Source organism: Sphingomonas sp. PAMC 26621, from assembly GCF_000251145.1.
Taxonomy (GTDB): Bacteria; Pseudomonadota; Alphaproteobacteria; order Sphingomonadales; family Sphingomonadaceae; genus Sphingomonas.
The window spans coordinates 19,375-45,252 of the sequence record NZ_AIDW01000019.1; the positions used below are offsets into that span (position 1 = coordinate 19,375).

The 25,878-nt window shown below is 66.0% G+C and carries 22 protein-coding genes and 1 other annotated feature; of the genes, 8 read left to right on the forward strand and 14 right to left on the reverse strand.

The window, feature by feature from the left end; genetic code table 11:
* Window positions 1–7 precede the first annotated feature (7 nt).
* Genes RI03_RS10010 through RI03_RS10020 form a run of 3 tightly spaced genes read right to left on the reverse strand, consistent with a single transcriptional unit; the run spans window position 8 to window position 5,891 of the window.
* Window positions 8–1,495, reverse strand: coding sequence for an efflux transporter outer membrane subunit (locus RI03_RS10010; RefSeq protein WP_010217075.1), 1,488 nt, complete (start codon window positions 1,493–1,495; stop codon window positions 8–10).
* On the reverse strand, window positions 1,492–4,716 hold the full coding sequence (locus RI03_RS10015) for an efflux RND transporter permease subunit (protein ID WP_010217076.1): 3,225 nt from the start codon (window positions 4,714–4,716) through the stop codon (window positions 1,492–1,494). Before RI03_RS10015 ends, RI03_RS10010 begins: the two co-directional genes overlap by 4 nt.
* 5 nt (window positions 4,717–4,721) lie before the next feature.
* The gene (locus RI03_RS10020) at window positions 4,722–5,891 is read right to left on the reverse strand and encodes an efflux RND transporter periplasmic adaptor subunit (RefSeq protein ID WP_010163889.1); all 1,170 of its coding nucleotides are present in this window, start codon (window positions 5,889–5,891) and stop codon (window positions 4,722–4,724) included.
* Between the two features lie 137 nt (window positions 5,892–6,028).
* Between RI03_RS10020 and RI03_RS10025 the strand changes: the two genes are divergently transcribed.
* The 5 genes from RI03_RS10025 to RI03_RS10045 all read left to right on the forward strand — a co-directional run bounded on the left by RI03_RS10025 (window position 6,029) and on the right by RI03_RS10045 (window position 11,908).
* Window positions 6,029–6,637 carry a TetR/AcrR family transcriptional regulator gene (locus RI03_RS10025; RefSeq protein WP_026046620.1) on the forward strand — a complete coding sequence of 203 codons (609 nt, stop codon included), beginning with the start codon at window positions 6,029–6,031 and terminating at the stop codon, window positions 6,635–6,637.
* Window positions 6,638–6,841: 204 nt separating this feature from the next.
* Window positions 6,842–7,477 carry an aldehyde dehydrogenase iron-sulfur subunit PaoA gene (gene paoA, locus RI03_RS10030; RefSeq protein ID WP_010217079.1) on the forward strand — a complete coding sequence of 212 codons (636 nt, stop codon included), beginning with the start codon at window positions 6,842–6,844 and terminating at the stop codon, window positions 7,475–7,477.
* Window positions 7,474–8,424, forward strand: coding sequence for an FAD binding domain-containing protein (locus tag RI03_RS10035; RefSeq protein WP_010217080.1), 951 nt, complete (start codon window positions 7,474–7,476; stop codon window positions 8,422–8,424). Before paoA ends, RI03_RS10035 begins: the two co-directional genes overlap by 4 nt.
* A complete protein-coding gene (gene paoC, locus RI03_RS10040; protein ID WP_010163893.1) occupies window positions 8,421–10,640 on the forward strand; it encodes an aldehyde oxidoreductase molybdenum-binding subunit PaoC in 2,220 nt (739 codons plus the stop codon). Before RI03_RS10035 ends, paoC begins: the two co-directional genes overlap by 4 nt.
* 8 nt (window positions 10,641–10,648) lie before the next feature.
* Window positions 10,649–11,908 (forward strand): flavin monoamine oxidase family protein, encoded by a 1,260-nt coding sequence (locus RI03_RS10045; RefSeq protein ID WP_037515144.1) that lies wholly within the window; start codon window positions 10,649–10,651, stop codon window positions 11,906–11,908.
* Between the two features lie 182 nt (window positions 11,909–12,090).
* Here RI03_RS10045 and der read toward each other — a convergent pair whose 3' ends face one another.
* From der to RI03_RS10100, 11 genes are all read right to left on the reverse strand, one after another.
* Window positions 12,091–13,488, reverse strand: coding sequence for a ribosome biogenesis GTPase Der (der, locus tag RI03_RS10050; protein WP_026046621.1), 1,398 nt, complete (start codon window positions 13,486–13,488; stop codon window positions 12,091–12,093).
* Between the two features lie 50 nt (window positions 13,489–13,538).
* On the reverse strand, window positions 13,539–14,891 hold the full coding sequence (locus RI03_RS10055; RefSeq protein WP_010217082.1) for an outer membrane protein assembly factor BamB family protein: 1,353 nt from the start codon (window positions 14,889–14,891) through the stop codon (window positions 13,539–13,541).
* Window positions 14,888–15,586, reverse strand: coding sequence for a tetratricopeptide repeat protein (locus RI03_RS10060; RefSeq protein ID WP_010163899.1), 699 nt, complete (start codon window positions 15,584–15,586; stop codon window positions 14,888–14,890). Before RI03_RS10060 ends, RI03_RS10055 begins: the two co-directional genes overlap by 4 nt.
* A gap of 111 nt (window positions 15,587–15,697) precedes the next feature.
* Complete coding sequence (gene panB, locus RI03_RS10065; RefSeq protein ID WP_010217083.1) at window positions 15,698–16,579, reverse strand: 3-methyl-2-oxobutanoate hydroxymethyltransferase; 882 nt, start codon at window positions 16,577–16,579, stop codon at window positions 15,698–15,700.
* 45 nt (window positions 16,580–16,624) lie between these two features.
* Window positions 16,625–16,906, reverse strand: a complete 282-nt coding sequence (locus RI03_RS10070) for a DUF427 domain-containing protein (protein ID WP_010217085.1) — start codon at window positions 16,904–16,906, stop codon at window positions 16,625–16,627.
* A 17-nt stretch (window positions 16,907–16,923) separates the two neighbouring features.
* The gene (locus RI03_RS10075; protein WP_010217086.1) at window positions 16,924–17,274 is read right to left on the reverse strand and encodes an ArsC family reductase; all 351 of its coding nucleotides are present in this window, start codon (window positions 17,272–17,274) and stop codon (window positions 16,924–16,926) included.
* Between the two features lie 968 nt (window positions 17,275–18,242).
* Complete coding sequence (locus tag RI03_RS10080; protein WP_010217087.1) at window positions 18,243–20,045, reverse strand: acyl-CoA dehydrogenase C-terminal domain-containing protein; 1,803 nt, start codon at window positions 20,043–20,045, stop codon at window positions 18,243–18,245.
* A gap of 4 nt (window positions 20,046–20,049) precedes the next feature.
* A complete protein-coding gene (locus RI03_RS10085) occupies window positions 20,050–20,478 on the reverse strand; it encodes a MerR family transcriptional regulator (RefSeq protein ID WP_010217089.1) in 429 nt (142 codons plus the stop codon).
* Between the two features lie 47 nt (window positions 20,479–20,525).
* Window positions 20,526–21,044, reverse strand: coding sequence for a hypothetical protein (locus RI03_RS10090; RefSeq protein WP_010217090.1), 519 nt, complete (start codon window positions 21,042–21,044; stop codon window positions 20,526–20,528).
* Window positions 21,041–21,403, reverse strand: coding sequence for a phosphoribosyl-AMP cyclohydrolase (hisI, locus tag RI03_RS10095; RefSeq protein ID WP_010217092.1), 363 nt, complete (start codon window positions 21,401–21,403; stop codon window positions 21,041–21,043). The genes RI03_RS10090 and hisI overlap by 4 nt, the downstream gene beginning before the upstream one ends.
* 112 nt (window positions 21,404–21,515) lie before the next feature.
* The gene (locus RI03_RS10100; protein WP_026046622.1) at window positions 21,516–21,767 is read right to left on the reverse strand and encodes a Rho termination factor N-terminal domain-containing protein; all 252 of its coding nucleotides are present in this window, start codon (window positions 21,765–21,767) and stop codon (window positions 21,516–21,518) included.
* Between the two features lie 155 nt (window positions 21,768–21,922).
* On the opposite strand from RI03_RS10100, the gene purF reads away from it, so the two are divergent.
* From purF to RI03_RS10115, 3 genes are all read left to right on the forward strand, one after another.
* The gene (gene purF, locus RI03_RS10105; RefSeq protein WP_010217095.1) at window positions 21,923–23,407 is read left to right on the forward strand and encodes an amidophosphoribosyltransferase; all 1,485 of its coding nucleotides are present in this window, start codon (window positions 21,923–21,925) and stop codon (window positions 23,405–23,407) included.
* A 13-nt stretch (window positions 23,408–23,420) separates the two neighbouring features.
* Entirely contained in the window at window positions 23,421–24,137 is a 717-nt protein-coding gene (locus RI03_RS10110; protein WP_010217096.1) for an SDR family NAD(P)-dependent oxidoreductase, read from the forward strand.
* A 117-nt stretch (window positions 24,138–24,254) separates the two neighbouring features.
* Window positions 24,255–24,310, forward strand: a sequence feature (sul1 is cis-regulatory element that is thought to sense ions involved in sulfur or methionine metabolism; They are found in Alphaproteobacteria).
* A gap of 69 nt (window positions 24,311–24,379) precedes the next feature.
* Window positions 24,380–25,861: a SulP family inorganic anion transporter gene (locus RI03_RS10115; RefSeq protein WP_026046623.1), complete on the forward strand. Its 1,482-nt coding sequence runs from the start codon at window positions 24,380–24,382 to the stop codon at window positions 25,859–25,861.
* The last annotated feature ends 17 nt before the right edge of the window (window positions 25,862–25,878 follow it).

The following is a 25,878-nucleotide window of genomic DNA, read 5'->3' on the forward strand; positions in this document are numbered from 1 at the left end:
CTCGCCGTCAGTTCAGCCCGCCGCCGAGCACGCGGTACACCGTCACCAGATTGGTCGCGCGCGCGAGCCGGGTCGTCACCAGGTCCTGCCGTGCACTGTAGGATGTGCGCTGCGCATCGAGCGTCGTCAGGAACGAATCCACCCCCGCCCGGTACCGCGCATCCGACAGCCGCGCACCGACCTGCGCCGCTTCTGCGCGCCGGGTCCGCGCACCGAGCTGTGCGTCGATCGTGCCGCGCGTCGCCAGCGCATCCGCGACTTCGCGAAACGCGGTCTGCAGCGTCTTCTCATAGGTCGCGACCGCGCCGAGTTCCTGCGCGCGCGCAAGCTCGAGGTTGCCCTTGCGCCGTCCGAAATCGAAGATCGGCAGCGTCGCGCCGGGGGCGATCGACCAGCTTTGCGTGTTGTTGCCGAACAGGCCGGTCAACGCGCTGCTGACGGTGCCGAAGCTGGTCGTGAGCGAGATCGTCGGGAACATCGCCGCGCGCGCCGCGCCGATGTTGGCGTTCTGCGCGATCAACTGATGCTCCGCCTGCAACACGTCGGGGCGGCGCAGCAGCACGGTGGACTCCACGTTCCCCGGAATGACGCTCAACGTCCGGTCGACCGTGCCAAGCGTGCCCGGCAGCAGGCTGGCGGGCGTGGTCGTGCCGACGAGCAGGTCGAGCGCATTGCGATCTTGCGCGATCAACGCGCGGCGCGTGGCGATGTCGTTCGCGGCGGCTTCGTAATTGGTCTCGGCCTGGCGCACGACCAGTTCGGACTGGGTGCCGATCCGGAACTGCGCGCGGGTGAGCTGGAGCGACTGGTCGAAGCTCTTGAGCGTCTCCTCCGAGACCGCGAGCAACTCCTGGTCCGACGCCAGCGTCAGATAAGCGGAGGCGATTTCGGAGATCAGGCTGATCCGGGTCGAGCGCTGCGCTTCCTCGGTCGCGAAATATTGCTGGAGCGCGGCCTGGCTGAGGTTGCGCAACCGCCCCCACAGATCGAGCTCGAACGACGAAATGCCGACGTTCGCGGAATAGAATTCCAGGTTCGAACTGCTTGTCGTCGTAGCGCCGGTGCCGGTCCCCGTGCCGGTCCCGGTTCCCGTTCCGACCCCGCCGACCCCGCCGGCACCAGACGTCGAAGCGCCCAGGGCGTTGGCGTAATAGGCCGAGCCGTTGGCGTTGACCGTCGGCAACTGGTCTGCGCGCTGGACCTTATATTGCGCGCGCGCCTGCAAGACGTTCGCCGCCGCCAGCCGCAGATCACGGTTGTTCTCCAGCCCAAGCGCGATCACGTCGCGCAATTTCGGGTCGGTGAAGAACGTCTTCCAGCCGATCTTGCTGACGTCCGGCGCATCGGTCGGTGCAGCAGGATACGGCCCGCCCTGCGGCAGGGTAGCGGGGATCGCACCGTGCGGCCGGGCATAGTCGGGCGCGAGGTTGCAGCCTGCCAGCGCGACGCTGGCGAGCAGCGCGGCGGCGGTGCGGATCGTGATCGTCATGCTCATGCTCCCTGCGGCCCAGTGTTAGGGGCAGTGTTCGGGGCGGTGTTCGGGGCGGGCGGGCCATTGGCCGTGTCCTCGTCCCCGCGCCGCTCCGGGTCGTCCGACGACCTCTTCTTGCGGCCCGCGAACAGCGCGCGGACCACGACGAAGAACATCGGGATGAAGAAGATCCCGAGCACGGTCGCGCTCAGCATCCCGCCGACGACTGCGCGACCGATCGCATTCTGTCCGCCAGCGCCCGCGCCGGTCGAGATCGCCAGCGGCATCACGCCGAAGATGAACGCGAGGCTGGTCATCAGGATCGGTCGCAACCGGATTCGTGCCGCGGCGATCGCGGCGTCGAACGCGTTCATCCCCTCGCGCATCCGTTCCTCGGCGAATTCGACGATCAGGATCGCGTTCTTCGCCGATACGCCGATCGTCGTGATCAGCCCGACCTGCAGGTAGATGTCGTTGTTGAGTCCCGTCAGCATCGCCGCGAGCAACGCGCCGACCACGCCCAGCGGCACCACCAGCAGCACCGAGATCGGCACCGACCAGCTTTCGTACAGCGCCGCAAGGCAGAGGAAGACGATCAGCAGCGACAAGCCGTACAGCGCAGGTGCCTGACCGCCCGAAAGCTTCTCTTCATAGGACAGTCCGGTCCATTCGAGTGACGTGCCCGGTGGGAGCTTGGCCTGGAGTTCCGCCATCGCGCCGAGCGCGGCGCCGCTGCTGACGCCGGGTGCGGAGCCGCCCTGCAATTCCATGGCGGGCTGGCCGTTGTAGCGGGTCAGCTGCACCGGCGCCTGCGTCCAGCGCAGCGTCGTGAAGGCACTGTACGGGACCATCGCGCCGTTCGTCCCCCGGACGTAATATTTGTCGAGGTCCTCGGGCTTGAGGCGGAACGGCGCATCGGCCTGGACGAACACACGCTTGACGCGGCCGCGGTCAATGAAATCGTTCACATACTGGCTGCCCCAGGCGGTCGAGATGGTGCTGTTGACCTCGCCCAGATCGAGCCCGAGCGCGCGGGCCTTGTCCTGATCGACGTCGATCTTGAGCTGTGGCGCATCCTCCAGCGCCATCGGGCGGACCTGCGCGAGCCGCTTGTCCTTCATCGCCATGCCAAGCAGCATGTTGCGCATCTGGACGAGCTTCTCGTGCCCCATGCCCGATGTGTCGACGAGCTGGAGATCGAAGCCGGTCGCATTGCCGAGTTCCTGCACCGCAGGCGGGACGATCGCGAAGATCATCGCGTCGTGGAATTGCGAGAACGTCCCCATCGCACGCCCGGCGATCGCCTGCGCCTTGTTGGCGGCACCCGACCGGTTGTCCCAGCTCTTCAGCGGAACGAACGCAAGGCCCGCATTCTGCCCCGCACCCGCGAAGCTGAAGCCGCTGATCGTGAAGACGCCTTCGACGTTCGCCTTCTCGGTGTTCATGAAATAGTCGCGGACCTGCGCAAGCCCCTCGTCGGTGCGCGCGGTGGTGGCGCCGGACGGACCCTGCACCAGCGCGATCACGGTGCCCTGATCCTCGTCGGGCAGGAAGCCTGTCGGCAGGCGAACGAACAGCAGTGCCATCACGCCGGCGATCAGCGCAAAGACGATCATCGACCGGCCCCAGCGGTGCGCGGTCGCCTTGACGCCCTTTTCGTACCGCGCGGTGCCGCGATCGAACGTCTTGTTGAACCAGCGGAAGAAGCGCGCGAGCGGGCCCTTCCCCTCGGCCTTTTCGGGATCGTGCGGCTTGAGGATCGTTGCGCAGAGCGCCGGTGTCAGGATCAACGCGACCAGCACCGACAGCACCATCGCCGAGACGATCGTGATCGAGAACTGGCGATAGATCACACCGGTCGACCCGCCGAAGAACGCCATCGGGAGGAACACCGCCGACAGCACGAGCGCGATGCCGACCAGCGCGCTGCTGATCTCGTCCATCGACTTGCGCGCGGCTTCCTTGGGCGAAAGATGTTCGGTCGTGATCAGGCGTTCGACGTTCTCGACGACGACGATCGCGTCATCGACGAGCAGACCGATCGCCAGCACCATGCCGAACAGCGTCAGCGTGTTGATCGAATAGCCCGCCAGCGCCAGGACGCCGAACGTGCCGAGCAGCACGACCGGCACTGCGATCGTCGGGATCAGCGTCGCGCGCCAGTTCTGCAGGAACAGGTACATGACGAGGAAGACGAGCACGACCGCCTCGATCAGCGTGTGGACGACCTGTTCGATCGACAGCCGCACGAACGGGGTCGAATCGTACGGGTAGATGACCTTCACGTCGGCCGGAAAGGTCTTCTGCATCTCGGCGATGCGCGCCTTGACCGCATCCACGGTGCCAAGCGCATTCGCCCCCGGGGCAAGCTTGATCCCGATTCCGGCGGCGGGCTTGCCATTGTAAAGCGTGCTGAAGCCATAGTCGGCGGCCCCAAGCTCGACCCGCGCGACGTCGCGCAGGCGGACGACCGCGCCGGTTACGTCGGTCTTGAGCCGGATGTTGCCGAACTGCTCGGGCGTGTTGAGGCGGGACTGGATCGAGACGGTCGCATTGAGCATCTGGCTCGCGGGCGCGGGCTGCGCGCCGAGCTGTCCGGCGGAAACCTGGGCGTTCTGCGACTGGAGCGCGGCGGTGACGTCCGAGATCGTCAGCTGATAGCCATTGAGCTTGAGCGGATCGATCCACACGCGCATCGCATATTGCGCGCCGAACAACTGGGTATCGCCGACGCCGTTCACCCGGCTGAGCGGGTCCTGGACCTTGGAGGCGAGCAGATCGGCAAGATCGGACGCGCTATGCTGGCCATTGGCCGAATAGACGCCGAGGATCAGCAGGAAATTGGCGGTCGCCTTGGCGACCTGAATGCCCTGCTGCTGGACTTCCTGCGGGAGCAGGGGAGTCGCCGCCTGGAGCTTGTTCTGGACCTGGACCTGCGCGATGTCGGGGTCGGTCCCCTGCTCGAAGGTCAGCGTGATCGTGACCGTGCCGGCCGAGCTCGACGACGACGAGAAATACCGAAGGTTGTCGATCCCCTTCATCTGCTGCTCGATGATCTGGGTCGTGGTGTTTTCGAGCGTCTGCGCGTCGGCCCCCGGATAGGTGGCGGTAATGCTGACCGAGGGCGGCGCGATCGAGGGAAATTGCGCGATCGGCAGGCTGCGGATCGCGATCAGCCCTGCGACCATCAGGATGATCGCGACGACCCACGCGAAAATGGGTCGATCGATGAAGAAACGTGACATGCGCTTTACTGCCCCTTGGCGGCGGCAGCCGCAGCATCGGGTTTCGCGGCCTTGGCCTGCCAGCGGACGGGCTTGACCGGCGTCCCCGGCTGGAGGTTCTGCGCGCCTTCGACGATGATCCGGTCACCCGCCTTGAGTCCGGCGGTGACGAGCCAATTGTCGCCGATCGTGCGCGGTGCCGTCAGCGTACGCGGCTGGACCTTGTCGCCGGGGCCGACGATCATCACGACCGGATTGCCCTTTTCGTCGCGGCTCACCGCGCGCTGCGGGACGAGCAGCGCATTGGCCTGCGTGCCCTCGATGAACTGCGCGGTGACGTACATGCCCGGCAGCAGCAACCGGTTGGGATTGGCGAACTGCGCACGGATCGTCTGGCTGCCCGTCGCGGGATCGACCGTCACGTCGGCGAACTTGACGACGCCGTCGATCGGGTAGGTCGTTCCGTCCTCGAGCTTGAGCCGCACCCGCGCCGCGCCAGCGCCGCGCGAGAGCTGACCCGCGAGCAGCTGCTGGCGCAGCTTGAGCAGCGCCGCGCTCGACTGGGTGATGTCGATATAGATCGGGTCGAGTCGCTGGATCGTGCTCAGCGCAGTCGTCTGCGAAGCCGTCGCAAGACCGCCGGTCGTCACCGCCGAGCGGCCGATCCGCCCCGAGATCGGCGCGCGCACGGTGGTACGCCCGAGATCGATGGTCGCGGTGCGGAGCGCGGCTTCCTGTGCCGAGACGTCGGCGCGCGCCTGTTGGGCGGTGGTGATCGCGTTCTCGTAATCCTGCTTGGCGATCGCGTTGATCTTGACGAGCTCGCCATAACGCCGCGCGAGCGCGTCGTTCGAGGCGATCGCCGCCTTTGCGCGTGACAGCGCCGCGCGCGCACTGGCGACCTGCGCCTGGTAGGGCTGCGAGTCGATCCGGTAGAGCGGTTGCCCGGCGCGGACCTCGTCCCCCTCGGTGAACAGCCGCGCAGTGATCAAGCCGTTGACCTGCGGGCGAACCTCGGAGGTTTCAAAGGCGGCGGTGCGCGCGGCGAGTTCGGTGCTGAGCGTCACCGACTGGGGCGTCAGCGTGACATAGCCGACCTGCGGCGCGGACGGCGCCGGGGGCTGCTGCTGGGCATTCCCGCCGCAGCCAGCAAGGAGGGTGGCCGTCAGGACCGCGAAGGATGAGGATTTGCGCACGCTGCTTCCAATGCCTAGAATGTGAGTGATCGATCACTCACGTTTGCCGCGCCGCGCTTACCTCTGCTGTTGATCGAGAGCAAGTGCTATAAGGGACCCGGACCATTCAGCCGCTTCGAAAAGACGGACGTAAGCCATTGAAATCAAGATTGGAAAAAGCCGAGGAGCGGCGCGGGAAAATTCTTGCTGCAGCGCGGCAATTGTTCACGCGGCATGGCTTCCACGGCACCGGAGTCGCGCAGATCGCAAGCGAGTCGGGCGTCAAGGTCGGCCAGTTGTATCGCGATTTCGCTTGCAAGGAGGACATCATCGCCGCGCTGGTCGAACCCGACGTCGGGGTGTTTTTGGACGAGCAGGCGCTTGCCCTGGCGGTCGAGGCGCAGGATTTTCACCTTGTTCGGACATGGATAAGGCGCTTCATCGAGGACGATTCGACACTCGACGATGATTTCGCGCTGATGGCGGAGACCATCGCCGAAGCCACCCGCAACTTGCGCGTGACAGCGATCGTTCACCGGGTCGACGCCCGCGTGCGCGGCAGTATCCTGACCGCGCTGGCGGTCCTGGCGCCGGGCGAGACCAAGGACCCGCAACGGCTCCACCTCGCCGATTTCATCATGGCGATCGGGCATGGGGTGTGGTTCCGGCGGATCTCGGATCCCAATGTCGATCATGTCGGCCTGTCGGGATATGTCGGGGGCCTGATCGATTCCGAACTGCAGCGGATCATCGTCTCGCCGATCTAATTGCCTTCGTATAATCCCGTATCGACAATTGCTTCGGGCAGCCGGGAACGCGCGTGCGGTTCAGGGCGTTATGCGGCATGAGGCCCGAAGGGGCTCAGGACCGGGAGTCCTTCCAGAATTTCAGCGGTCGCCACGCTTTCTCGAGGCGATCCTCTACCATCAGCAGCCGGGACCAGCGGTCCCGGGCACATACGGAGCGTAGCAATGACAGACGGCGGATCCCCAGCGATTTCCCGGCGCGGTATTCTGGCGGGCGGTGCCGCCGCAGTCGCGGTGACTCAGGTTCCCGCGGTCGAGGCGCAGACCCCGGCGCGGCAGGCGATGCCGGCCAAGGCGAAGATCGCGATGACGGTCAACGGCAAGCGTCGCGAGCTCGAGGTCGACACGCGCACGACCCTGCTCGACGCGTTGCGCGAGCACATGCACTTGATCGGCACCAAGAAGGGCTGCGACCACGGCCAGTGCGGCGCGTGCACGGTGATCGTCGACGGCAAGCGGATCAACTCGTGCCTCAGCCTCGCGGTGATGCATTCGGGCGACAAGATCACGACAATTGAGGGCCTTGGCACGCCGGACAAGCTCCACCCGATGCAGGCCGCATTCATCAAGCATGACGGCTATCAGTGCGGTTACTGCACGCCCGGCCAGATCTGCTCGGCGGTGGCGGTAATCGAGGAAATCCGTGCAGGCGTGCCCAGCCACGTGACCGGCGACCTCAACGCCAAGTTCCCCATTTCCAACGCCGAGATGCGCGAGCGGATGAGCGGCAACATCTGCCGTTGCGGTGCCTATTCGAACATCCTCGAAGCCATGACCGAAGTTGCGGAGACGCGCGCATGAAGCCCTTCACTTACGAACGCGCCACCTCCCCCGCCGCTGCCGCCGCAGCGGTTGCGCGGACGCCCGGCGCCAAGTTCATCGCGGGCGGGACCAACCTGCTCGACCTGATGAAGCTCGAGATCGAAGTTCCGACGCATCTGATCGACATCCAGGAGCTCAAGCTCGACAAGATCGAGCAGACGCAGGACGGTGGTCTTCGGGTCGGCGCGTTCGTGTCGAACACCGCGCTTGCCTCCGACGCGCGGGTTCGCCGCGATTACGGCGTGCTCAGCCGCGCGATCGTCGCGGGGGCCTCGGGCCAGTTGCGCAACAAGGCGACCACTGCGGGCAATCTGCTCCAGCGGACGCGCTGCCCGTATTTCTACGACACCAACCAGGCGTGCAACAAGCGCAAGCCCGGCTCGGGCTGTGCGGCGCTCGGTGGCTACAGCCGCCAGCTCGGCATCATCGGGACGAGCGATGCGTGCATCGCGACCTATCCCGGCGACATGGCGGTCGCGATGCGGCTGCTCGACGCGAAGATCGAGACGATCAACGCGACCGGCCAAGCACGGACCATTCCGATCGCGGACTTCCATCAGTTGCCCGGCACCACCCCGCATATCGAGAACGCCTTGCAGCGTGGCGAGCTGATCACCGCGGTAACGTTGCCCAAGCCGCTCGGCGGGACGCACACCTATCGCAAAGTGCGCGACCGCGCGTCCTATGCCTATGCGCTCGTCTCGGTCGCGGCGATCATTCAGAAGGACGGCAGCGGTCGCGTCGCGATCGGCGGGATCGCGCCGCGCCCGTGGCGGGTGGATGCCGCCGATGCGCAGTTGCGTAATGGCTCCAAGGCAGTGGTCGCCCCGCTGCTGGCGGGCGCACGGCCGACCGAAGACAATGCATTCAAGGTTCCGCTGGTCGAGCGTACGCTCGCCGCGGTGCTGGCGGAGACACGCGCATGAAGTTCACGACCCCCGCAGGCCAGAATCCGATCGACCAAGGCAAGGTCGTCGGCAAGCCGCACGACCGGATCGACGGCAAGTTCAAGACCACCGGCACCGCGCCTTATGCCTATGAACGGCATGACGTCGTCGCCAACCCGGCCTATGGCTACATCGTCCACGCGGCGATCGCCAAGGGGCGGATCAGCGGGATGCATCTGGCGGAGGCGAAGGCCGCCCCCGGTGTCATCACCATCGTTACCGCCGCCGAGGCGGGCAAGCTGACCAAGGGCGATTTCAACACCGCGATGCTGCTCGGCGGTCCCGAAATCCAGCATTACCACCAGGCGATCGCGATCGTCGTCGCCGAGACGTTCGAGCAGGCACGCGCTGCCGCAAACCTCGTCCGCGTAGACTACGAGCGCGGCAAGGGCCGGTTCGATCTCGACGAGGCTCTCAAGATCGCCCCGCTCAAGGGCAATGACAGCGGCGAAGGCAGCAAGGCGCCGCCGGTCGACCGGGTCGGCGATTTCGAAGGCGCGTTCGCCAAGGCGGCGGTCAAACTCGACGCGCGCTACACCACGCCGGACCATAGCCATGCGATGATGGAGCCGCATGCTTCGCTTGCCCGCTGGGACGGCGACAAGCTGACGGTGTGGACGTCGAACCAGATGATCGCCTGGGGCAAGGGCGATGTCGCCAAGACGCTCGGCATCCCCAAGGAGAATGTCCGTCTGATCTCGCCCTATGTCGGCGGTGGTTTCGGCGGGAAGCTGTTCGTGCGGACCGATGCGATCATGGCGGCACTCGGCGCACGCGCGGCTGGGCGTCCGGTCAAGGTCGCGCTCGCGCGGCCGATGATGTTCAACAACACCACGCACCGTCCGGCGACGACGCAGCGGATCCGCATCGGCACCGATCGCAGCGGCAAGATCACCGCGATCGCGCATGAGAGCGGTTCGGGCGATCTGCCCGGTGGCGGCCCCGAGACCGCGGTTTCGCAGACCAAGCTGCTCTATGCAGGCGCAAACCGGATGACGTCGATGCGGCTTGCCGTGCTCGACCTGCCCGAGGGCAATGCGATGCGCGCACCGGGCGAGGCTCCGGGGCTGATGGCGCTCGAGATCGCGATGGACGAAATGGCCGAGAAGCTCGGCATGGACCCGATCGCGTTCCGCATCGCCAACGATACGCAGGTCGACCCCGAGAAGCCCGAGCGGCGTTTTTCGCAGCGGCAGCTGATCAAGGCGTTGCAGGTCGGCGCGGAATCGTTCGGCTGGAACAAGCGCAACGCCAAGCCCGCGCAGGTCCGCGACGGGAAATGGCTAGTCGGGATGGGCGTGGCTGCGGGCTTCCGCAACAACATGAACATGAAGTCGGGCGCTAAGGTCTCGCTCGACCGCAAGGGTGTCGTCACCGTCTATACCGACATGACCGACATCGGCACGGGATCCTACACGATCATCGCGCAGACCGCGGCGGAGATGATGGGGGTCGACATGGACCGCGTCGTGGTGCGGCTCGGCGATTCGGATTCGCCGGTGTCTTCGGGTTCGGGCGGCCAGTGGGGCGCGAACAGCTCGACTGCGGGCGTCTATGCCGCCTGCGTCAAGCTGCGCGAGGCGGTTGCGCAGAAGCTCGGGTTCAACTCGGGTGACGTCGAATTCGCCGACGGCAAGGTGCGCTCGGGAAACCGCAGCGTTTCGCTCGCTGAGGCGGCGGGTGACGCCGGGCTGACCGCCGAGGACACGATCGACTATGGCGATCTGGCCAAGCAGTATCAGCAGTCGACCTTCGCCGGGCATTTCGTCGAAGTGGGCGTCGACATGTATACGGGCGAAGTCCGCATCCGGCGGATGCTCGCGGTCTGTGCGGCGGGTCGCATCCTCAACCCCAAGTCGGCGCGCAGCCAGGTGATCGGCGCGATGACGATGGGCGTCGGCTCGGCGCTGATGGAGGAACTCGCGGTCGACAAGCGGTTCGGCTTCTTCGTCAACCACGACCTCGCGCAATATGAAGTGCCGGTCCATGCCGACATTCCGCATCAGGACGTGATCTTCCTCGACGAGACCGACCCGACCACCTCGCCGATGAAGGCAAAGGGCGTGGGCGAGCTCGGGCTGTGCGGGGTCGGCGCTGCGATTGCGAATGCGGCGTATAATGCGACCGGTATTCGTGTTCGCGACTATCCGGTGACGCTCGACAAGATGCTCGACAAGATGCCGCCGGTGGCCTGAAACCATCGATGGACAGTCGATATGATGTCGTGATCGTCGGCGGCGGTGCCTCGGGCATCGCCGCCGCGCGCACGTTGGCGGGGTCGGGATTGCGGACGATCCTGCTCGAGGCGGGATCGCGACTTGGCGGGCGTGCGCATACTGAAGTCCGGGACGACCTTGCGCTAGACCTCGGATGCGGCTGGCTGCATTCGGGCGACCGCAATGCCTGGACCGGGATCGCCGAAGCCGCGGGCGTCGAGATCGACCGGCGCACCCCGGCGTGGGGGCAGCAATATCGCAATCTCGGCTTTTCGCCGCAGGACCAGCGGGCGGCGCGGGACGCGTTCGACCACTGGCTGGAGCGGATGGAGCAAGCCCCGCCGTCGAGCGACCGGGCGTCCGATGCCCTGCTCCCGGAGTGCGAATGGAACGGCCATATCGCGGCGATGACCGGCTTCATCAGTGGCGTGACACCGGAGCGGATCTCAGTCGCGGACTATCTGGCGTATGAGGATGCCGCCACCGACTGCAACTGGCGGCTTCCTCGTGGCTACGGCACGCTGGTCACGGCGAACATGCCGCAAGACGTCGCCCACCGCCTTGCGACTCCCGTCGATCGGATCGCACTCGCCGCGGACGGGGTGCGGCTGACGACGCCTGCGGGGGATATCGACGCGCGCACGGTGATCCTGACCGTATCGACCACCGTGCTGTCCGGGGACACGATCGCCCTGCCAGACGCGCTCGATCCGTGGCGCGCGGCGGCGGCGCAATTGCCGCTCGGGCGCAACGAGAAGCTGTTCCTCGCGGTCGACGGCCCCTCGCCGTTCGAACCCGAGACGCAGGTGCTCGGCAAGCCGGGCGATCCGGCGAGCGCGTCCTGCTATCTGCTGCCATTCGGGTGGCCGGTGGTCGAATGCTTCCTGGGCGGCGACGGCGCGCGGCAGGCGGAGGCCGAGGGGGCCGATGCGGCGTTTGCGCGGGCGATCGACGATCTGGTCGCCTTGTTCGGGGCGGACGTGCGGCGGTCGCTTCGACCGGTCACCGCCTCGGCGTGGAGCGCTGACCCGCGGATTGGCGGGGCGTATAGTTGCGCGCTTCCGGGGCGTGCGGATGCGCGGACGACGTTGGCGCAGTCGTTCGATGACCGGATCTTCTTTGCTGGCGAGGCGACCAATCCGGTCGACTTCAGCACCGCGCATGGGGCGCACGACAGCGGCGTGCGCGCGGCGCGAGAGGTTTTGGGGGTGATGGGGCTTGCGACCGGTACCGGCCCCTACTCCTGACCGTTCGTTTCGAGCGCAGTCGAGAAACCTGCGCTGTGCCGGGTTCCTCGACTGCGCTCGAAACGAACGGGTGGAGGGTGAGCGTATCCCAGCAACCATCCGTTCGGGCTGAGCGAAGTCGAAGCCCCCTGCTCAGCGCAAGACCCTTCGACTTCGCTCAGGGCGAACGGATGGGGGGTGCTTTACCGGTCGAACGGATTCTTCGGCGCCCGCAACGTAAGCCGTACCGGCACCGCCCCGAACCCGAGATCCCGCCGGATCCCGTTGATCAGATACCGCTGATAGCTCGTCGGCAACTGGTCAACGCGCGTGCCGAACAGAACGAAGCCCGGCGGGCGAGTCTTCGCCTGCGTCAGATAGCGCAGCTTGATCCGCTTGCCCCCCGGCGCGGGCGGCGGGTTGGCCTCGACCGCGCGTTCGAACCAGCGGTTGAGCTCGCCCGTCCCGACGCGGCGCGACCAGGCATCGCGCGTGTCGAACGCGACCTTGAGCATCGTGTCGAGCCCCTTGCCGGTCGCGGCCGAGACGGTCAGCACCGGCATGCCCTTGATCTGGCTGAGGCCATCCTCGAGCGCGGTGCGGATGCCGTTGAACAGGCTGGAGGCATTCTCCGCCACGTCCCATTTGTTGATCGCGACGATCAGCGCGCGGCCTTCCTGCAACGCCGCGTCCGCGATCCGCAGATCCTGCGATTCGAGCCCGCGCGTCGCATCCAGCAACAGCACGACGACTTCGGCGAAATCGATCGCATGGAGCGCATCGGCGACCGACAGCTTCTCGAGCTTGTCCTGCACGTTGGCGCGCTTCCGCATGCCGGCGGTGTCGATCAGCCGGACCTTCCGCGCATCCTCGCCGGGCTCGCGATCGGGATCGTGCCAGATCCAGTCGACCGCGATCGAATCGCGCGTGATGCCCGCTTCCGGGCCGGTAATCAGACGGTCTTCGCCAAGGATGCGGTTGATCAGCGTTGATTTGCCCGCATTCGGACGCCCGATGATCGCGAGCTTGAGCGGCGCGTCGGGGGCATATTCCTCATCGACGTCCGCGTTGGGAATGTCGTCGCCCGCGGCGTCCTTCTCGGGTTCGATGAAGGGGAGAAGCGCGTCGAACAGTTCGACGAGACCCTCGCCGTGTTCCGCCGACAATTCCACCGGATCGCCGAAACCGAGCGCGAGCGACTCGAGGATGCCGTCGGCACCAGCCTTGCCCTCGGCCTTGTTGGCGACGAGGATGACCGGGGTGGTCGACCCGCGCAGCCAGCGCGCGATTTCCTCGTCGAGCGGGACGATGCCCGCGCGCGAATCGAACAGGAACAGCGCGACGTCGGCCTGCGCGACCGCGGCCTCGGTCTGCGCGCGCATCCGGCCGGGCAAGGACGCGGCGTCCTTGTCCTCGTAACCGGCGGTGTCGATGACGCGGAAATCGAGGCCGACGAGCGTCGCCGCCCCCTCGCGCCGATCACGGGTTACGCCAGGGCGATCGTCGACGAGCGCGAGTTTCTTTCCGACGAGACGATTGAAGAGCGTCGACTTGCCGACGTTCGGCCGGCCGATAATAGCGACCACAGGGAGACTGGACATGCGCCTCCCTTAGGGCAAGCGCACGTCTTCGTCACCCCGCCGTGTCGCGGTTACTTATAGGCCGCGAGACGGCCCTTCTGATCAAGCACATACAGCGTCGAATTGGCGACCACCGGCGGCAGCGTGAACGGTGCCTTCGATTCGATCACCGTGCCGAGCTTGCCCGTTTCGACCGAGGCGGAAGCGATCTCGCCGAGCGAGTTGGTCAGCACGAGCCGACCGCCCGCAAGCACCGGGCCGTACCAGGTGATCGGGTTGGCCTTCTTCTTGTCCTTGATCGTGCCGTCCTTCTGGACCTTTTCGCTGCCGAAGTGGCGCAGCTGGCTGATCCACCGCACCTTGCCGGTCGCGCGCGCGAGGCAGACGAGCCGTGCGTCGTCGGTGACGATGAAGACCCATTCGCCCGCGACCCACGGGGTCGAGATGCCCGCGAAATTCTGCTCCCACAGCCGCTGCCCCGAGACGATCTCGAGCGCGACCATGCGGCCACCCTGCCCGACCGCGAAGACGATCCCGCGGTCGATCACCGGGTCCGCATCGATATCGGCGAGCGACGAGACCGAGGTCGAGATCGACGAGCGCGACAGCGCGTCCTGCCACAAAGTGCGCCCATTCTCGTAGCGATAGGCATTGAGTTCGCCCGAGGAGAAGCCCGCGACGACTGTCCCCTGACTGACCGCTGGTGCCGCGACGCCGAACACGCCCTGCGTCTCGATCGAGCCCGAGGCGGTCCACACGACGGTGCCGTCCGCCTGCGACAGCACGTAGAGTTGGTTGTCCTGGCTCAGCACATAGACCTGGCCGTTGGCGACCGACGGCGCACCGCGTAAAGGCGCACCAGGCTTTGCCCGCCACAATTCCTTGCCGCTCGTCGCGTCGAGCGCAACCACGTCGCCGAGGCCGTCGGTCGCGAAGACCTTGCCCTCGTCGAAGCTCACGCCGCCGCCGAAACGCGCGCTGCGCGCCTTCTTGTCGGTCGTCGCGATGCTGGCTTCCCACGCGGACGCGCCGGTGCTGGCCGAATAAGCGTGGACCGTGGCGTTGACGTCGATCGCGAACAGCTTGCCGCCGCCGATCACCGGTGCCGCGCCGAGCCGCTGGCGATTGCTGCCGCCGTCGATCGTCACGCTCCACGCGCGGGTGAGCGCATTGCCGAGCGCGAGCTGGCCCATCGACTTGGACGGGCTGCCGCCGGGTTGCGCCCAGCTGTCGTTGGTCGTCGCAGGCGGCACGAGCACCTGGACTTCGCCGATCGTCTTGTCGGCGACCACGTCATTCTCGCCCTGGAGAATCGCGATGCGATTGCCGAGCACCGGGGTCTTCTTCTTGCCCTTGAACGTCGCGCAGCCGCTGAGCGCGATCGCTGAGACCGCCACCAGCAGAACTCGGTTGGTCATCTTCATTTCGATTTCTGGTCCTTCGGCTGGTTCACGGCATCTACCCCCAATACGCCCGCCATCTGAACCGCGCGTTGCCGCAGGGTCTCGGGCACGTCGGGTTCGCGGGCGATCTGGCCGTACAGGGTGCCGGCGAGATCACGACGGCCCATCCGCAGATAGGACGCAGCGACCATCTCACCCGCGCTGCCGAACCACGGATTGCCCTTCACCGCGAGCCCGCGCAGCCGCGCGACGACGACGTCGGGCTTGATCGTATCGAGCTCGGCGCTGGTCTGGCGGACGAGCGCGAGGTCGCGGAACGGCTGGCCGATCGACGCGTCACCCGCAATCGCGGCGAACTTGGCGGCAGCGCCGCGCAGGTCGTTCTTCTGCAGCAGCAGGTCCGCCTGGCTCATCATGGCAAGCGCGCGGACGCCCTTGACGTCGGAACCCGCGAGACTGCCGAGTTCGCCGTCGGCCGCCGGACGGCGCGCACCGATATCCTCATACGCCTTGCTTAGCGCCTCGCCCTCGTCGCCCGCGACCGATTGCTGGTGCGCGCGGTAGATCTGCCATCCGCCGAAGCCGAGGACGATCAGCACGACGATCGCGATCGCGGCGATCCCATAGCGGCGCCAGGCGGTCGCCATCTGTTCGCGACGGAGTTCCTCGTCGACTTCCCGGAGGAATGCGGCATCGGTGTTGGGTGGCACGGCCACTGGGGAACTCCATCGGATCGGGGCGGGAAGCTGCGGACCTTAGCCGCGCACCCGCCTGAGGGAAAGCGGGCAAACGTTACGCTATGGTACGGTTCGGAAACGGAAGCGGCATCAGTCCTTGGGGGCGTAGATCTGTTCCGCGCCCGGGAAGGTGCGCGCGCGGACCTCGGCGGCGTAGGTCGCGGCTGCGGCGGAAATACGGCCACCGAGGTCGTCATATTTCTTCACGAAGCGCGCGGTGCGCTCGAACAGGCCGAGCATGTCCTCCGCGACGAGCACCTGCCCGTCACACTCAGCCGAAGCACCGATCCCGATCGTCGGGCAGGCGACCTTCTGCGTGAGCGCGATCGCGATCGGCTCGACCACGCCTTCGATCACCAGCGCGAACGCGCCCGCTTCGGCAATCGCGACGCCATCCGCGACGATCTTCTCGGCTTCGGCGGCGGTGCGCCCGCGCGCGCCATAGCCGCCAAGCGTGTTGACCGCCTGCGGGGTGAGACCGACGTGGCCCATGACCGGGATGCCGCGTTCGCTGAGGAACCGGACGGTCGGCGCCATCGCGACCCCGCCCTCGAGCTTCACCCCCGCCGCGCCGGTCTGCTTGAGCAGGAAGGCGGCGCTTTCGAACGCCTTTTCGGGCGAGGCTTCATAACTGCCGAACGGCATGTCGATGATGACGACCGCATGATAGCTGCCGCGCACCACCGCGGCACCATGCGCCGCCATCATGTCGAGTGTGACGGGGACGGTCGACGGCAGGCCGTAGATCACCTGCCCGAGGCTGTCGCCGACCAGCAGCATGTCGCAATGCGGATCGAACAGCTGCGCGTTGCGCACGGTATAGGCGGTGAGCATCACCAGCGGGTCGCCCCCCTTGCCCCCACCGATCGTCCCCTTCCGTGCGCGGATCGCGGGGACGGTGAGGCGCTTCATCGGCGCTGGCGTGGGGTTGGCGCGACTGGTCGCGGTGTCGATCGTGAAGGTCGTGGACATGGCGCGGGGATAGCGGCTTGCGAGGCCCCGCGCCAGTCGGGGGCGTCAGTCGACCGTCACGCCCTTCCAGAAGGCGAAGCGGTCCTTGATCTCCGCGGCCTTGGACTTCGGGTCGGGGTAGAACCATGCCGCGTCGACGTTGCGCTTACCGTCGACGACGAGCGTCTTGTAGCTCGCGTCGCCCTTCCACGGGCAATGCGAGTGCGTCGCGCTCGGTTCGAACAGGTCCGCGACGATGCTGTCGGCGGGGAAATAATGGTTGCCCTCGACGATCACGGTGTCGTCCGACTGGGCGATCACGGTTCCGTTCCAGCGTGCGGTCGGCATGGGCTTGGTCCTTCAGGTCAGGGCTTGAGGGCCTCAACATAGGTATCGGGCTTGAAGCCTGCCAGCAGCACGTCCTCCTTGACGAGGATCGGGCGTTTGATGGCGGAGGGGTTGGCGAGCATTATGGCGAGCGCCTTGTCGGCGTCGAGGTCGGTCTTGTCGGCGTCGGGGAGCTTGCGGAAGGTGGTGCCGGCGCGGTTGAGGACGGTTTCCCAGCCGAGCTGGTCGATCCATCCGCGCAGGAGCGTGGGGTCTACGCCGGCGGTCTTGTAGTTGTGGAAGGTGTAGGGGACGCCGTTGGTGTCGAGCCAGGTGCGGGCTTTCTTGACGGTGTCGCAGGCAGGGATGCCGTAGAGAGTGGCGGGCATTGGCGACCTTTCTTTGGAGTGATCGTCCGATAGCCGGTGGACTCCAAAAATGCAGCAGTTCCGCTTACGCCCATTTGCAGATATTAAGCATCCGAGTACCGTGCCCCTATGGAGGCGGGTCACATGGGACGTTTGTTGTTGATGGCGGTGGGAATGGCGCTGATAGCACTGCCGCCGTCGCCGCTCAGTGCTCAAAACAATCCTGGCCTTTTTGATGTCTTTAGCATTCGAGCGACCACTGGAGGCTACTACCTCCGTACGGTCTCTCCCAAAGGAGATCGGATCAACGCGACATGTCAATTAATTCGCAAAGGTGCATGGGACTTTGCCGTAGAGGTCTATCCTGCCGGTAGTGCGACTGTGAAATCGGGCATATCACCGGCCCTTAAGTTATCCGGAACGTGGGCATACCCACTCCGGGCCCAGGGCCGCAGTTATTTCCTTTGGACTGCCCCCAACTCTGCGGCGTTTGCGCTATTCCTACGACGAGTGAGCGGTATGGGGTGGGGTCAGAACTTCGTGTCCCGTGAGCTCAACGTCGACTTTCAGAGCCACGGATCAGACGACGCCGGGACAATCGCCGCTTTCTCGCACCTCTGCCGCTTACCGGGCGTCTTGCCCAACGCCTACTGAGAGACCGCGCGCGCCTAAACGTCGGTATTCCAAAAATTTTCGACGTTCAGCCTGATGCGTCGGTTGCGAACATTTAAGGGGCACGCCTCCGCGCTTCCGTCATCCCCGCGACGGCGGGGATCTATACTGCCTGACTGCGCAGTACAGGATGGACGGTGCTAATGGATTCCCGCCTGCGCGGGAATGACGGACAGAATGAGGGAATTCCGTCACCCCACCGTCATCCCCGCGACGGGCCGGATCCACCGCGGTGCGCATCCAAGCATGGTCGAACAAGACCCGGTGGACCCCGGGCCAAGCCCGGGGTGACACGAGGTTAAGGGTAAGCGCGACCCTCAAGCCGCCTCGAACATCTCCGGCGAAAGCGCCATCAGCGCCTCGGACCCGCCCTCGATCTTGCGGCGGAGCGCGCCAGCCTCGGGCATCACGCGCTCGGCGAAGTAGCGTGCCGTCACCAGCTTGGCGTCGAGGAACTTCACATCCCCCTCGCCCGCTGCCTTGAGCTTGGTCGCGGCGACCGCCATCCGCAGCCACATCAGCCCGACCGCGACGATGCCCATCAGGTGCATGTAGCTGTGCGCGCCCGCGCCGACGTTGTCGGGGTTCTGCATGCCGTTCTGCATGAACCACATCGTCGCCTGCTGGAGCTCGCCATTCGCCTTTTCCAGCGCGCCCGCGAAGGTCGCGGTGGCGGGGTCGGCCTTGGCGGCGGCGACTTCCTCGGCGACGACCTTGAACAGCGACTGCACTGCGCGTCCGCCGTTCTGCGCGAGCTTGCGGCCGACCAGATCCATCGCCTGCACGCCATTGGTGCCCTCGTAGATCATCGCGATCCGCGCATCGCGGACGTACTGCTCCATCCCCCATTCGGCGATGTAGCCGTGGCCACCGTAGACCTGCTGCGCGTTGGTCGCGATGTCATAGCCCTTGTCGGTGCCATAACCCTTGATGACCGGCGTGAGCAGCCCGAGCAGATCGCCCGCGAGCTGCTTCTCTTCATCGCTGACCGCGGCATGTTCGAGATCGGCCTGGAGCGCGCCCCACAGGCACAATGCACGGAGGCCTTCGGTCAACGCCTTCGACTCCATCAGCATGCGGCGGACGTCGGGGTGGACGAACAAAGTGTCCGCCTTCTCGCCCGGCTCCTTCGCGCCGGTGAGCGAGCGGCCCTGGCGGCGGTCCTGTGCATATTGGACTGCATTCTGATAGGCGACTTCGGCGACGCCGAGGCCCTGCAGGCCGACGCCCAAGCGTGCGGCGTTCATCATGATGAACATCGCGGCGAGGCCCTTCATTTCCTCGCCGACGAGCCAGCCGATCGCGCCGTCATAGTTCATCACGCAGGTCGAATTGGCGTGGATCCCCATCTTGTGCTCGATCGAACCGCAGGTGACCGCGTTGCGCTCCCCGATCGACCCGTCGTCGCCGACCATGAACTTCGGCACGACGAACAGCGAAATGCCCTTCGAACTTTCCGGCGCACCCGGCGTCTTTGCGAGCACGAGGTGGATGATGTTGCTGGTCAGGTCATGCTCGCCCGACGAGATGAAGATCTTGGTGCCGGTGATCGCATAGGAGCCGTCGGCCTGCGGCTCGGCGCGGGTGCGGATCAGGCCGAGGTCGGTGCCGCATTGCGGCTCGGTCAGGTTCATCGTCCCGCCCCATTCGCCGCTGACCATCTTGGGGACGTACTTGGCCTTCTGCTCGTCCGAACCCTTGACCAGCAACGCCGCGATCGCGCCGTGCGTCAGGCCGGGGTACATCGCGAACGCCATGTTGGCGGAAATCATATATTCCTGGAACGCGGTCGAGACGACGTGCGGCATCGCCTGCCCGCCGAATTCCTCGGGTGCGCTGAGCGTGCCCCAACCCGATTCGACGAACGCCTGATAGGCTTCCTTGAAACCCTTGGGCGTCGTGACCGAACCGTCCTCATGCCGGACGCAGCCTTCCTGGTCGCCCGAATAGTTGAGCGGGAACAGCACTTCGGCGACGAACTTGCCGCCCTCGTCGAGCACCGCGTCGACCACGTCGGGGGTCGCGTTCTGGAAGCCGGGGAGATTGGCGTGGCTCTGCAGGCCGATCACATGATCGAGGATGAAGCGCGTGTCGCGGACGGGGGGCGTATACTGGGGCATGGGTTCAGTCCTTCATCTGGCCGGATGAGCCATGGGTTTCGAGCAAGGTGACAAAGTCGTCGAGTTCGTGGATCGCCGCGTCGATGTCGCGTTTCTGCGCGGTCAGCAGCGAAATCCGGTCGCGGCAGCGCTCGATCGTCGTCTGGCGCTGGATCTTCCGGCCATCGCCAATGTCGTACAGGTCGATCATCTCGCGGATCTCGCCGAGCGAGAACCCCACGCGCTTGCCGCGCAGGATCCACGCCAGCCGTGCGCGGTCGCGCTGCGAATAGATGCGGGTCGTCCCGCGCCGTTCGGGCGCGATCAGGCCTTCATCCTCGTAGAAACGCAACGCCCGCGCGGTGACGTCGAATTCCGCCGACAGGTCGGAGATGGAGAAATGATCGCGCGTCGGGTGGCGATCGATGAGGGCATAGGCGGCACCGGTGCTCATGCACCGTCAAATAGTTGCCCTTTACGTGAACGTCAAGACGGTGCGCATCATGGATGGACATCGTCTCCGCACAGCAGTGTGCCGCGCGGACCGCGCAAGGTGGACGCTTCCGACGCCGATTCGCTGAGCCGGTCGAGTGCAAGCCCGGAGATCGCCGCATGCTCGGTGCACAGCGCCTGGCAGCCGGCGGGCAAACGCCCCGGAAAGACGATCCGGTCGCCGTCGAAGCGTGCGTCGAAGCTGCAGCCGCCCCCACGGCTGGTGTCGAACGCGACGTGCAGCGTTTCGCCCGAGCGGGTCACCACGCCGGTGGCGCCGCAATGTTCGCGGTCGTCATAATCGACCGTGACGCCGATCCGGTATCCGGTCGCGCTCGGGACGACGCAGACTCGGTCGGCCTCGCGGACATAAAGACCCGTGATGTCAGTGCTGTTCGGGTCGGGAATGACGCCTGCCTGGATCGCGGCCGCCTCGAGCGCGGTGGCTGGCGGGGTCGCCTTCTCCCCGGGCGCGTTCTCCTTCTGGCAGCCGGTGAGGACGCACAGCGCGAGCAGCAGGCGTTTCAACCGACTCGCGCCAGCGCATCGCCTTCCACCCGCCGGTAGAAACAGCTGCGTTCGCCGGTGTGGCACGCGGGACCGGCGGGATCGACGATCAGCCAGACCGCGTCCTGATCGCAGTCGATCCGGATGTCGTGGACGTGCAGGACATGCCCCGACGTCTCCCCCTTGCGCCACAATGCGCCACGGCTGCGCGACCAGAAATGCGCGTCGCCGGTCTCCACCGTCAGTTTCAGCGCATCGGCATTCATGTGCGCGAGCATGAGGACTTCGCCGCTATTGCGGTCGGTCGCGACCGCGGTGATGAGGCCGGCGGCATCATATTTTGGGTCGAGCACGAGGCCGGTTTCACGAAGGTCTGCCATGCGGGGCGGTGTAGCGGGAGAGATGGGCGTCGTCACCCCGGCGTGGGCTTTCCGGCCCAACCGGGCGCCTGTCGCACCGTGGCCCGGCCCCTCCCGGGGTGAGGGTGTGCGCTCACCCCTTGCGAATGGCTTCGACGAGTTCGTCCTTGGTCATCGTCGACCGTCCCGCGATCCCGATCTTGCGCGCTTCGTCAAGCAGGTCGTCCTTGGTGCGATCCTCGAGCGTCCCGCCGCCGCGATGGTCGATCGTCCCCGCTGCATGCGCGTTGGCGATTCGCGCAGCCTTCTCCGGCGAGGCACCGTCCTTGCGCAGATCCTCGTAGAGTTTGTCGTCCTTGATACTCGGCCCGTGATCCTTCGCCATGCTCAACTCCTTGCGCGCAACAACATTCGATCCCCGATCGCCGCCGCAACGAACAATGCGACCAATCGCTCCGGAGGATGTTACAAAAGCGCGACAAAGCCGATCGCCGTCCCTATATGCGGGCTCGAAGCTCTACCCTCCCCCGAAGGGCGCCAATGCTCACAACCAATCCGTTCGAAGCCCCCGAAAACGGGGACAAACTGCATGAAGAATGCGGTGTCTTTGGTATCTCCGGCGCGGCCGACGCCGCCCGGCTCGTTGCGCTGGGGCTCCACGCGCTCCAGCATCGCGGACAGGAAGCGGCTGGTATCACCAGCTTCGACGGTGCCGAATTCCATACCCACCGTGCGATGGGTCACGTCGCTGGCAATTTCGACCGTGAGGACATCATGGTTCCGCTGCGCGGCACCGTCGCCTGCGGTCATGTGCGCTATTCCACCACCGGCGAGACCGCGCTCCGCAACGTCCAGCCGCTCTATGCCGACCTCGCCTCGGGCGGGTTCGCGATCGCGCATAACGGCAATATCTCGAACGCGATGCGGTTGCGCCGCGATCTCGTCCGGCGCGGCTCGATCTTCCAGTCGACCAGCGATACCGAGACGATCATCCATCTCGTCGCGACGTCTAACTACCGGACCGTCGTCGACAAGTTCATCGATGCGCTCAAGCGCGTCGAAGGCGCCTATTCGCTGATCGTGATGACCCCCGAAGGCATGATCGCCTGCCGCGATCCGCTCGGCATTCGTCCGCTCGTGATGGGCCGGATCGAACAGTCGGACGGCAGCCAGGCGGTGATCTTCGCCTCCGAGACGGTCGCGCTCGACGTGGTCGGCGCGACCTTCGTCCGCTCGATCGATCCGGGCGAGCTGGTGATGGTCAAGGGCAGCGAGATCACCTCGCATCGCCCGTTCGCGCCCGTGTCTGCGCGCCCGTGCATCTTCGAATTCGTCTATTTCTCGCGCCCCGATTCGATCTCGGAGGACCGCAGCGTCTATACCGTCCGCAAGGCGATCGGCGCACAGCTCGCGATCGAAAGCCCGGTCGATGCCGACCTCGTCATTCCGGTTCCCGATTCGGGCACCCCGGCGGCGCTGGGCTATGCGCAGCAATCGGGCATTCCGTTCGAACTCGGGATCATCCGCTCGCATTATGTCGGGCGTACCTTCATCCAGCCGGGCGACAAGGTTCGTCACCTCGGCGTCAAGCTCAAGCACAACGCCAATCGCGCGCTGATCGCGGGCAAGAAGATCGTGCTGATCGATGATTCGATCGTGCGCGGGACGACCAGCCTCAAGATCGTCGAGATGATGCGCGAAGCAGGCGCGGCCGAGGTCCACATGCGGATCGCGAGCCCGCCGACGCGGCATTCGTGCTTCTACGGCGTCGACACGCCCGAGCGCGCCAAGCTGCTCGCCGCGACCAAGAACCTCGAGGAGATGGCGGCGTATATCAAGGCCGACAGCCTCGCGTTCGTCTCGATCGACGGCCTGTACAAGGCACTCGGCGAGCCGCAGCGTAACGCGATCCGCCCGAGCCATTGCGATGCCTGCTTCACCGGGGACTATCCGACGACGCTGACCGACCAGGACGATGTTTCGTCGGTCGATCAGTTCGCGCTACTGGCCGAACGCGTCAGCTGAGGATCGCAAGACGATGACTGATGGGAACCGCCCGCTCGCCGACCGGGTCGCGCTCGTTACCGGTGCCTCCAAGGGCATCGGTGCCGCGACTGCCATCGCACTTGGCGCAGCGGGGGCGCATGTCGTCCTCACCGCCCGGACTAGCGCCGGCCTCGAGAGCGTCGAGAATGCGATCTTCGATGCGGGCGGGTCGGCGACGATCGCGCCGCTCGACCTGACGCAGGCGGAGGCGATCGCGCGGCTGGGTTCGGCAATCGGCGAACGCTGGCCCGCGCTCGACATTATCGTGCTCAACGCAGCGATGCTCGGGACACTGGCACCCGTGCCCGCAATCGACCCCAAGGAAATGGCGAACGTCCTGACGCTCAACGTCAGCGCGCAAGCGGCCTTGATCGCGGCGTTCGATCCGATGCTGCGCAAGTCGAGCCACGCGCGCGTGATCGGCATCACCTCGAGCGTCGGGCGCAAGCCGCGGGCGTATTGGGGGCTTTACGGCGCGTCCAAGGCGGCGTTCGAGACGATTGTATCGGCATACGGCGACGAAATGGAGCGGATCAGCAATATCCGCACCGCGATCCTCGACCCCGGCGCGACCCGCACCGACATGCGCCGCCGCGCCTATCCGGGCGAGGAACCCAAGTCGGTCAAGGAACCGAGCGTAGTGGCGGAGCGGATCGTCGCGCTGCTGACCGAGGATTTCGCAACGGGGCATTTCGAACGCTTCGGGTGACGGCTTTCGTCGCTGGGCCACCTTCAGCCGTCATTCCCGCCTTTGCGGGAATGACGGTAGTAGCGGATGGTACGAGCTTGATCGCTCGCTGATACGCCGCTAAGGCAACCCCACTCGCATGGACCCGGTGCAAATCCGGGTGGCTCTTCCAGCCGCCGATCCGCTGGATAACAGAACACATGGATAGCGACGTCACCGACCTCGCAAGCGGTCCGGTGCCATGTGCCTGCGTTTGGTATCTCATGACATTTTCAACTTTTCGAACCCAATGGTTCTCCTCGTTTGCCGACGTGCGGCGCGAGACGCTGGCCGGCGTCGTCGTCGCGCTCGCGCTCATTCCCGAAGCAATCGGCTTCTCGATCATCTCGGGCGTCGATCCGCAGGTCGGGCTGTACGCCTCGGTCGCGATCGCAATCGTCATCTCCTTCATCGGCGGTCGTTCCGCGATGATCTCGGCCGCGACCGCGGCGGTCGCGGTGGTGGTGACGCCGCTGGTGCGCGATCACGGCGTACCGTATCTTTTCGCCGCGACCATCCTGATGGGCGTGTTCCAGATCCTCGCGGCGGTGCTGCGGCTCGACCTGGTGATGCAGTTCGTTTCCCGCTCGGTGATAACGGGGTTCGTCAACGCGTTGGCAATCCTCATTTTCATGGCTCAGTTGCCGCAACTGACGGGAGTGACCTGGCATAGCTTCGCGCTGGTCGCGGGCGGTCTGGCGATCATCTATCTGCTGCCGCGCCTCACCAAGGCGGTGCCCTCCCCGCTGGTCGCGATCGTCGTGCTCGCGGTGATCAGCATTGCGCTCGCGCTGCCGGTGCGCACCGTCGGCGACATGGGGCGCCTGCCTTCCGGGCTGCCGTCCTTCGCGCTGCCGCAGGTTCCGCTGACGTGGGAGACGCTGCGGATCATCCTGCCCTATTCGCTGACGATGGCGGCGGTCGGGCTGCTCGAATCGCTGCTCACCGCGCAGATCGTCGACGACATGACCGACACCGAAAGCAACAAGCGCCGCGAATGCGCGGGCCAGGGCGGCGCGAACATCGTCGCCGCGCTGGTCGGCGGGATGGGCGGGTGCGCGATGATCGGCCAATCGGTGATCAACGTGACCTCGGGCGGTCGCAAGCGGCTGTCGACTTTCATCGCCGGCGCGTTCCTGCTGTTCCTGCTCGCGGTAGCCGGCCCTGTGGTCGGGCGGATCCCGATGCCGGCGCTGGTCGCGGTGATGATCATGGTTTCGATCGGGACGTTCAGCTGGAATTCGATCCGCAACCTCCGCCGGCATCCGCCGACGTCCTCCGCGGTGATGCTGGTGACGGTCGCGGTCGTCGTCGCGACACATGATCTCGCGCAGGGCGTGCTCGCGGGGGTGCTGCTGTCGGGCATCTTCTTCGCGGGCAAGGTCCGGCGGATGGTGTCCGTCGCGCGCACGACGGGCGCGGACGGTGTGATCTACCGGGTCAGCGGGCAGGTCTTCTTTGCCTCGGTCGACCGCGTCACGAAGGCCTTCTTGCCCGAGCAGGGCGCGCCGGTGACGATCGACGTAAGCGACGCGCACTTCTGGGACATTTCGGGGGTCGGCGCGCTCGACAAGATCATCGCCCGGTTGCGGCGGGACGGGTCGGCGGTCGAGGTGATCGGCTATAATCGCGCGAGCGCCGATCTCGTCGATCGCTATGCCTTGCACGACAAGACCGGCTTCGAGCTTGGCGTGGTGCCGCACTGATGGCGGTCGATGTGCCG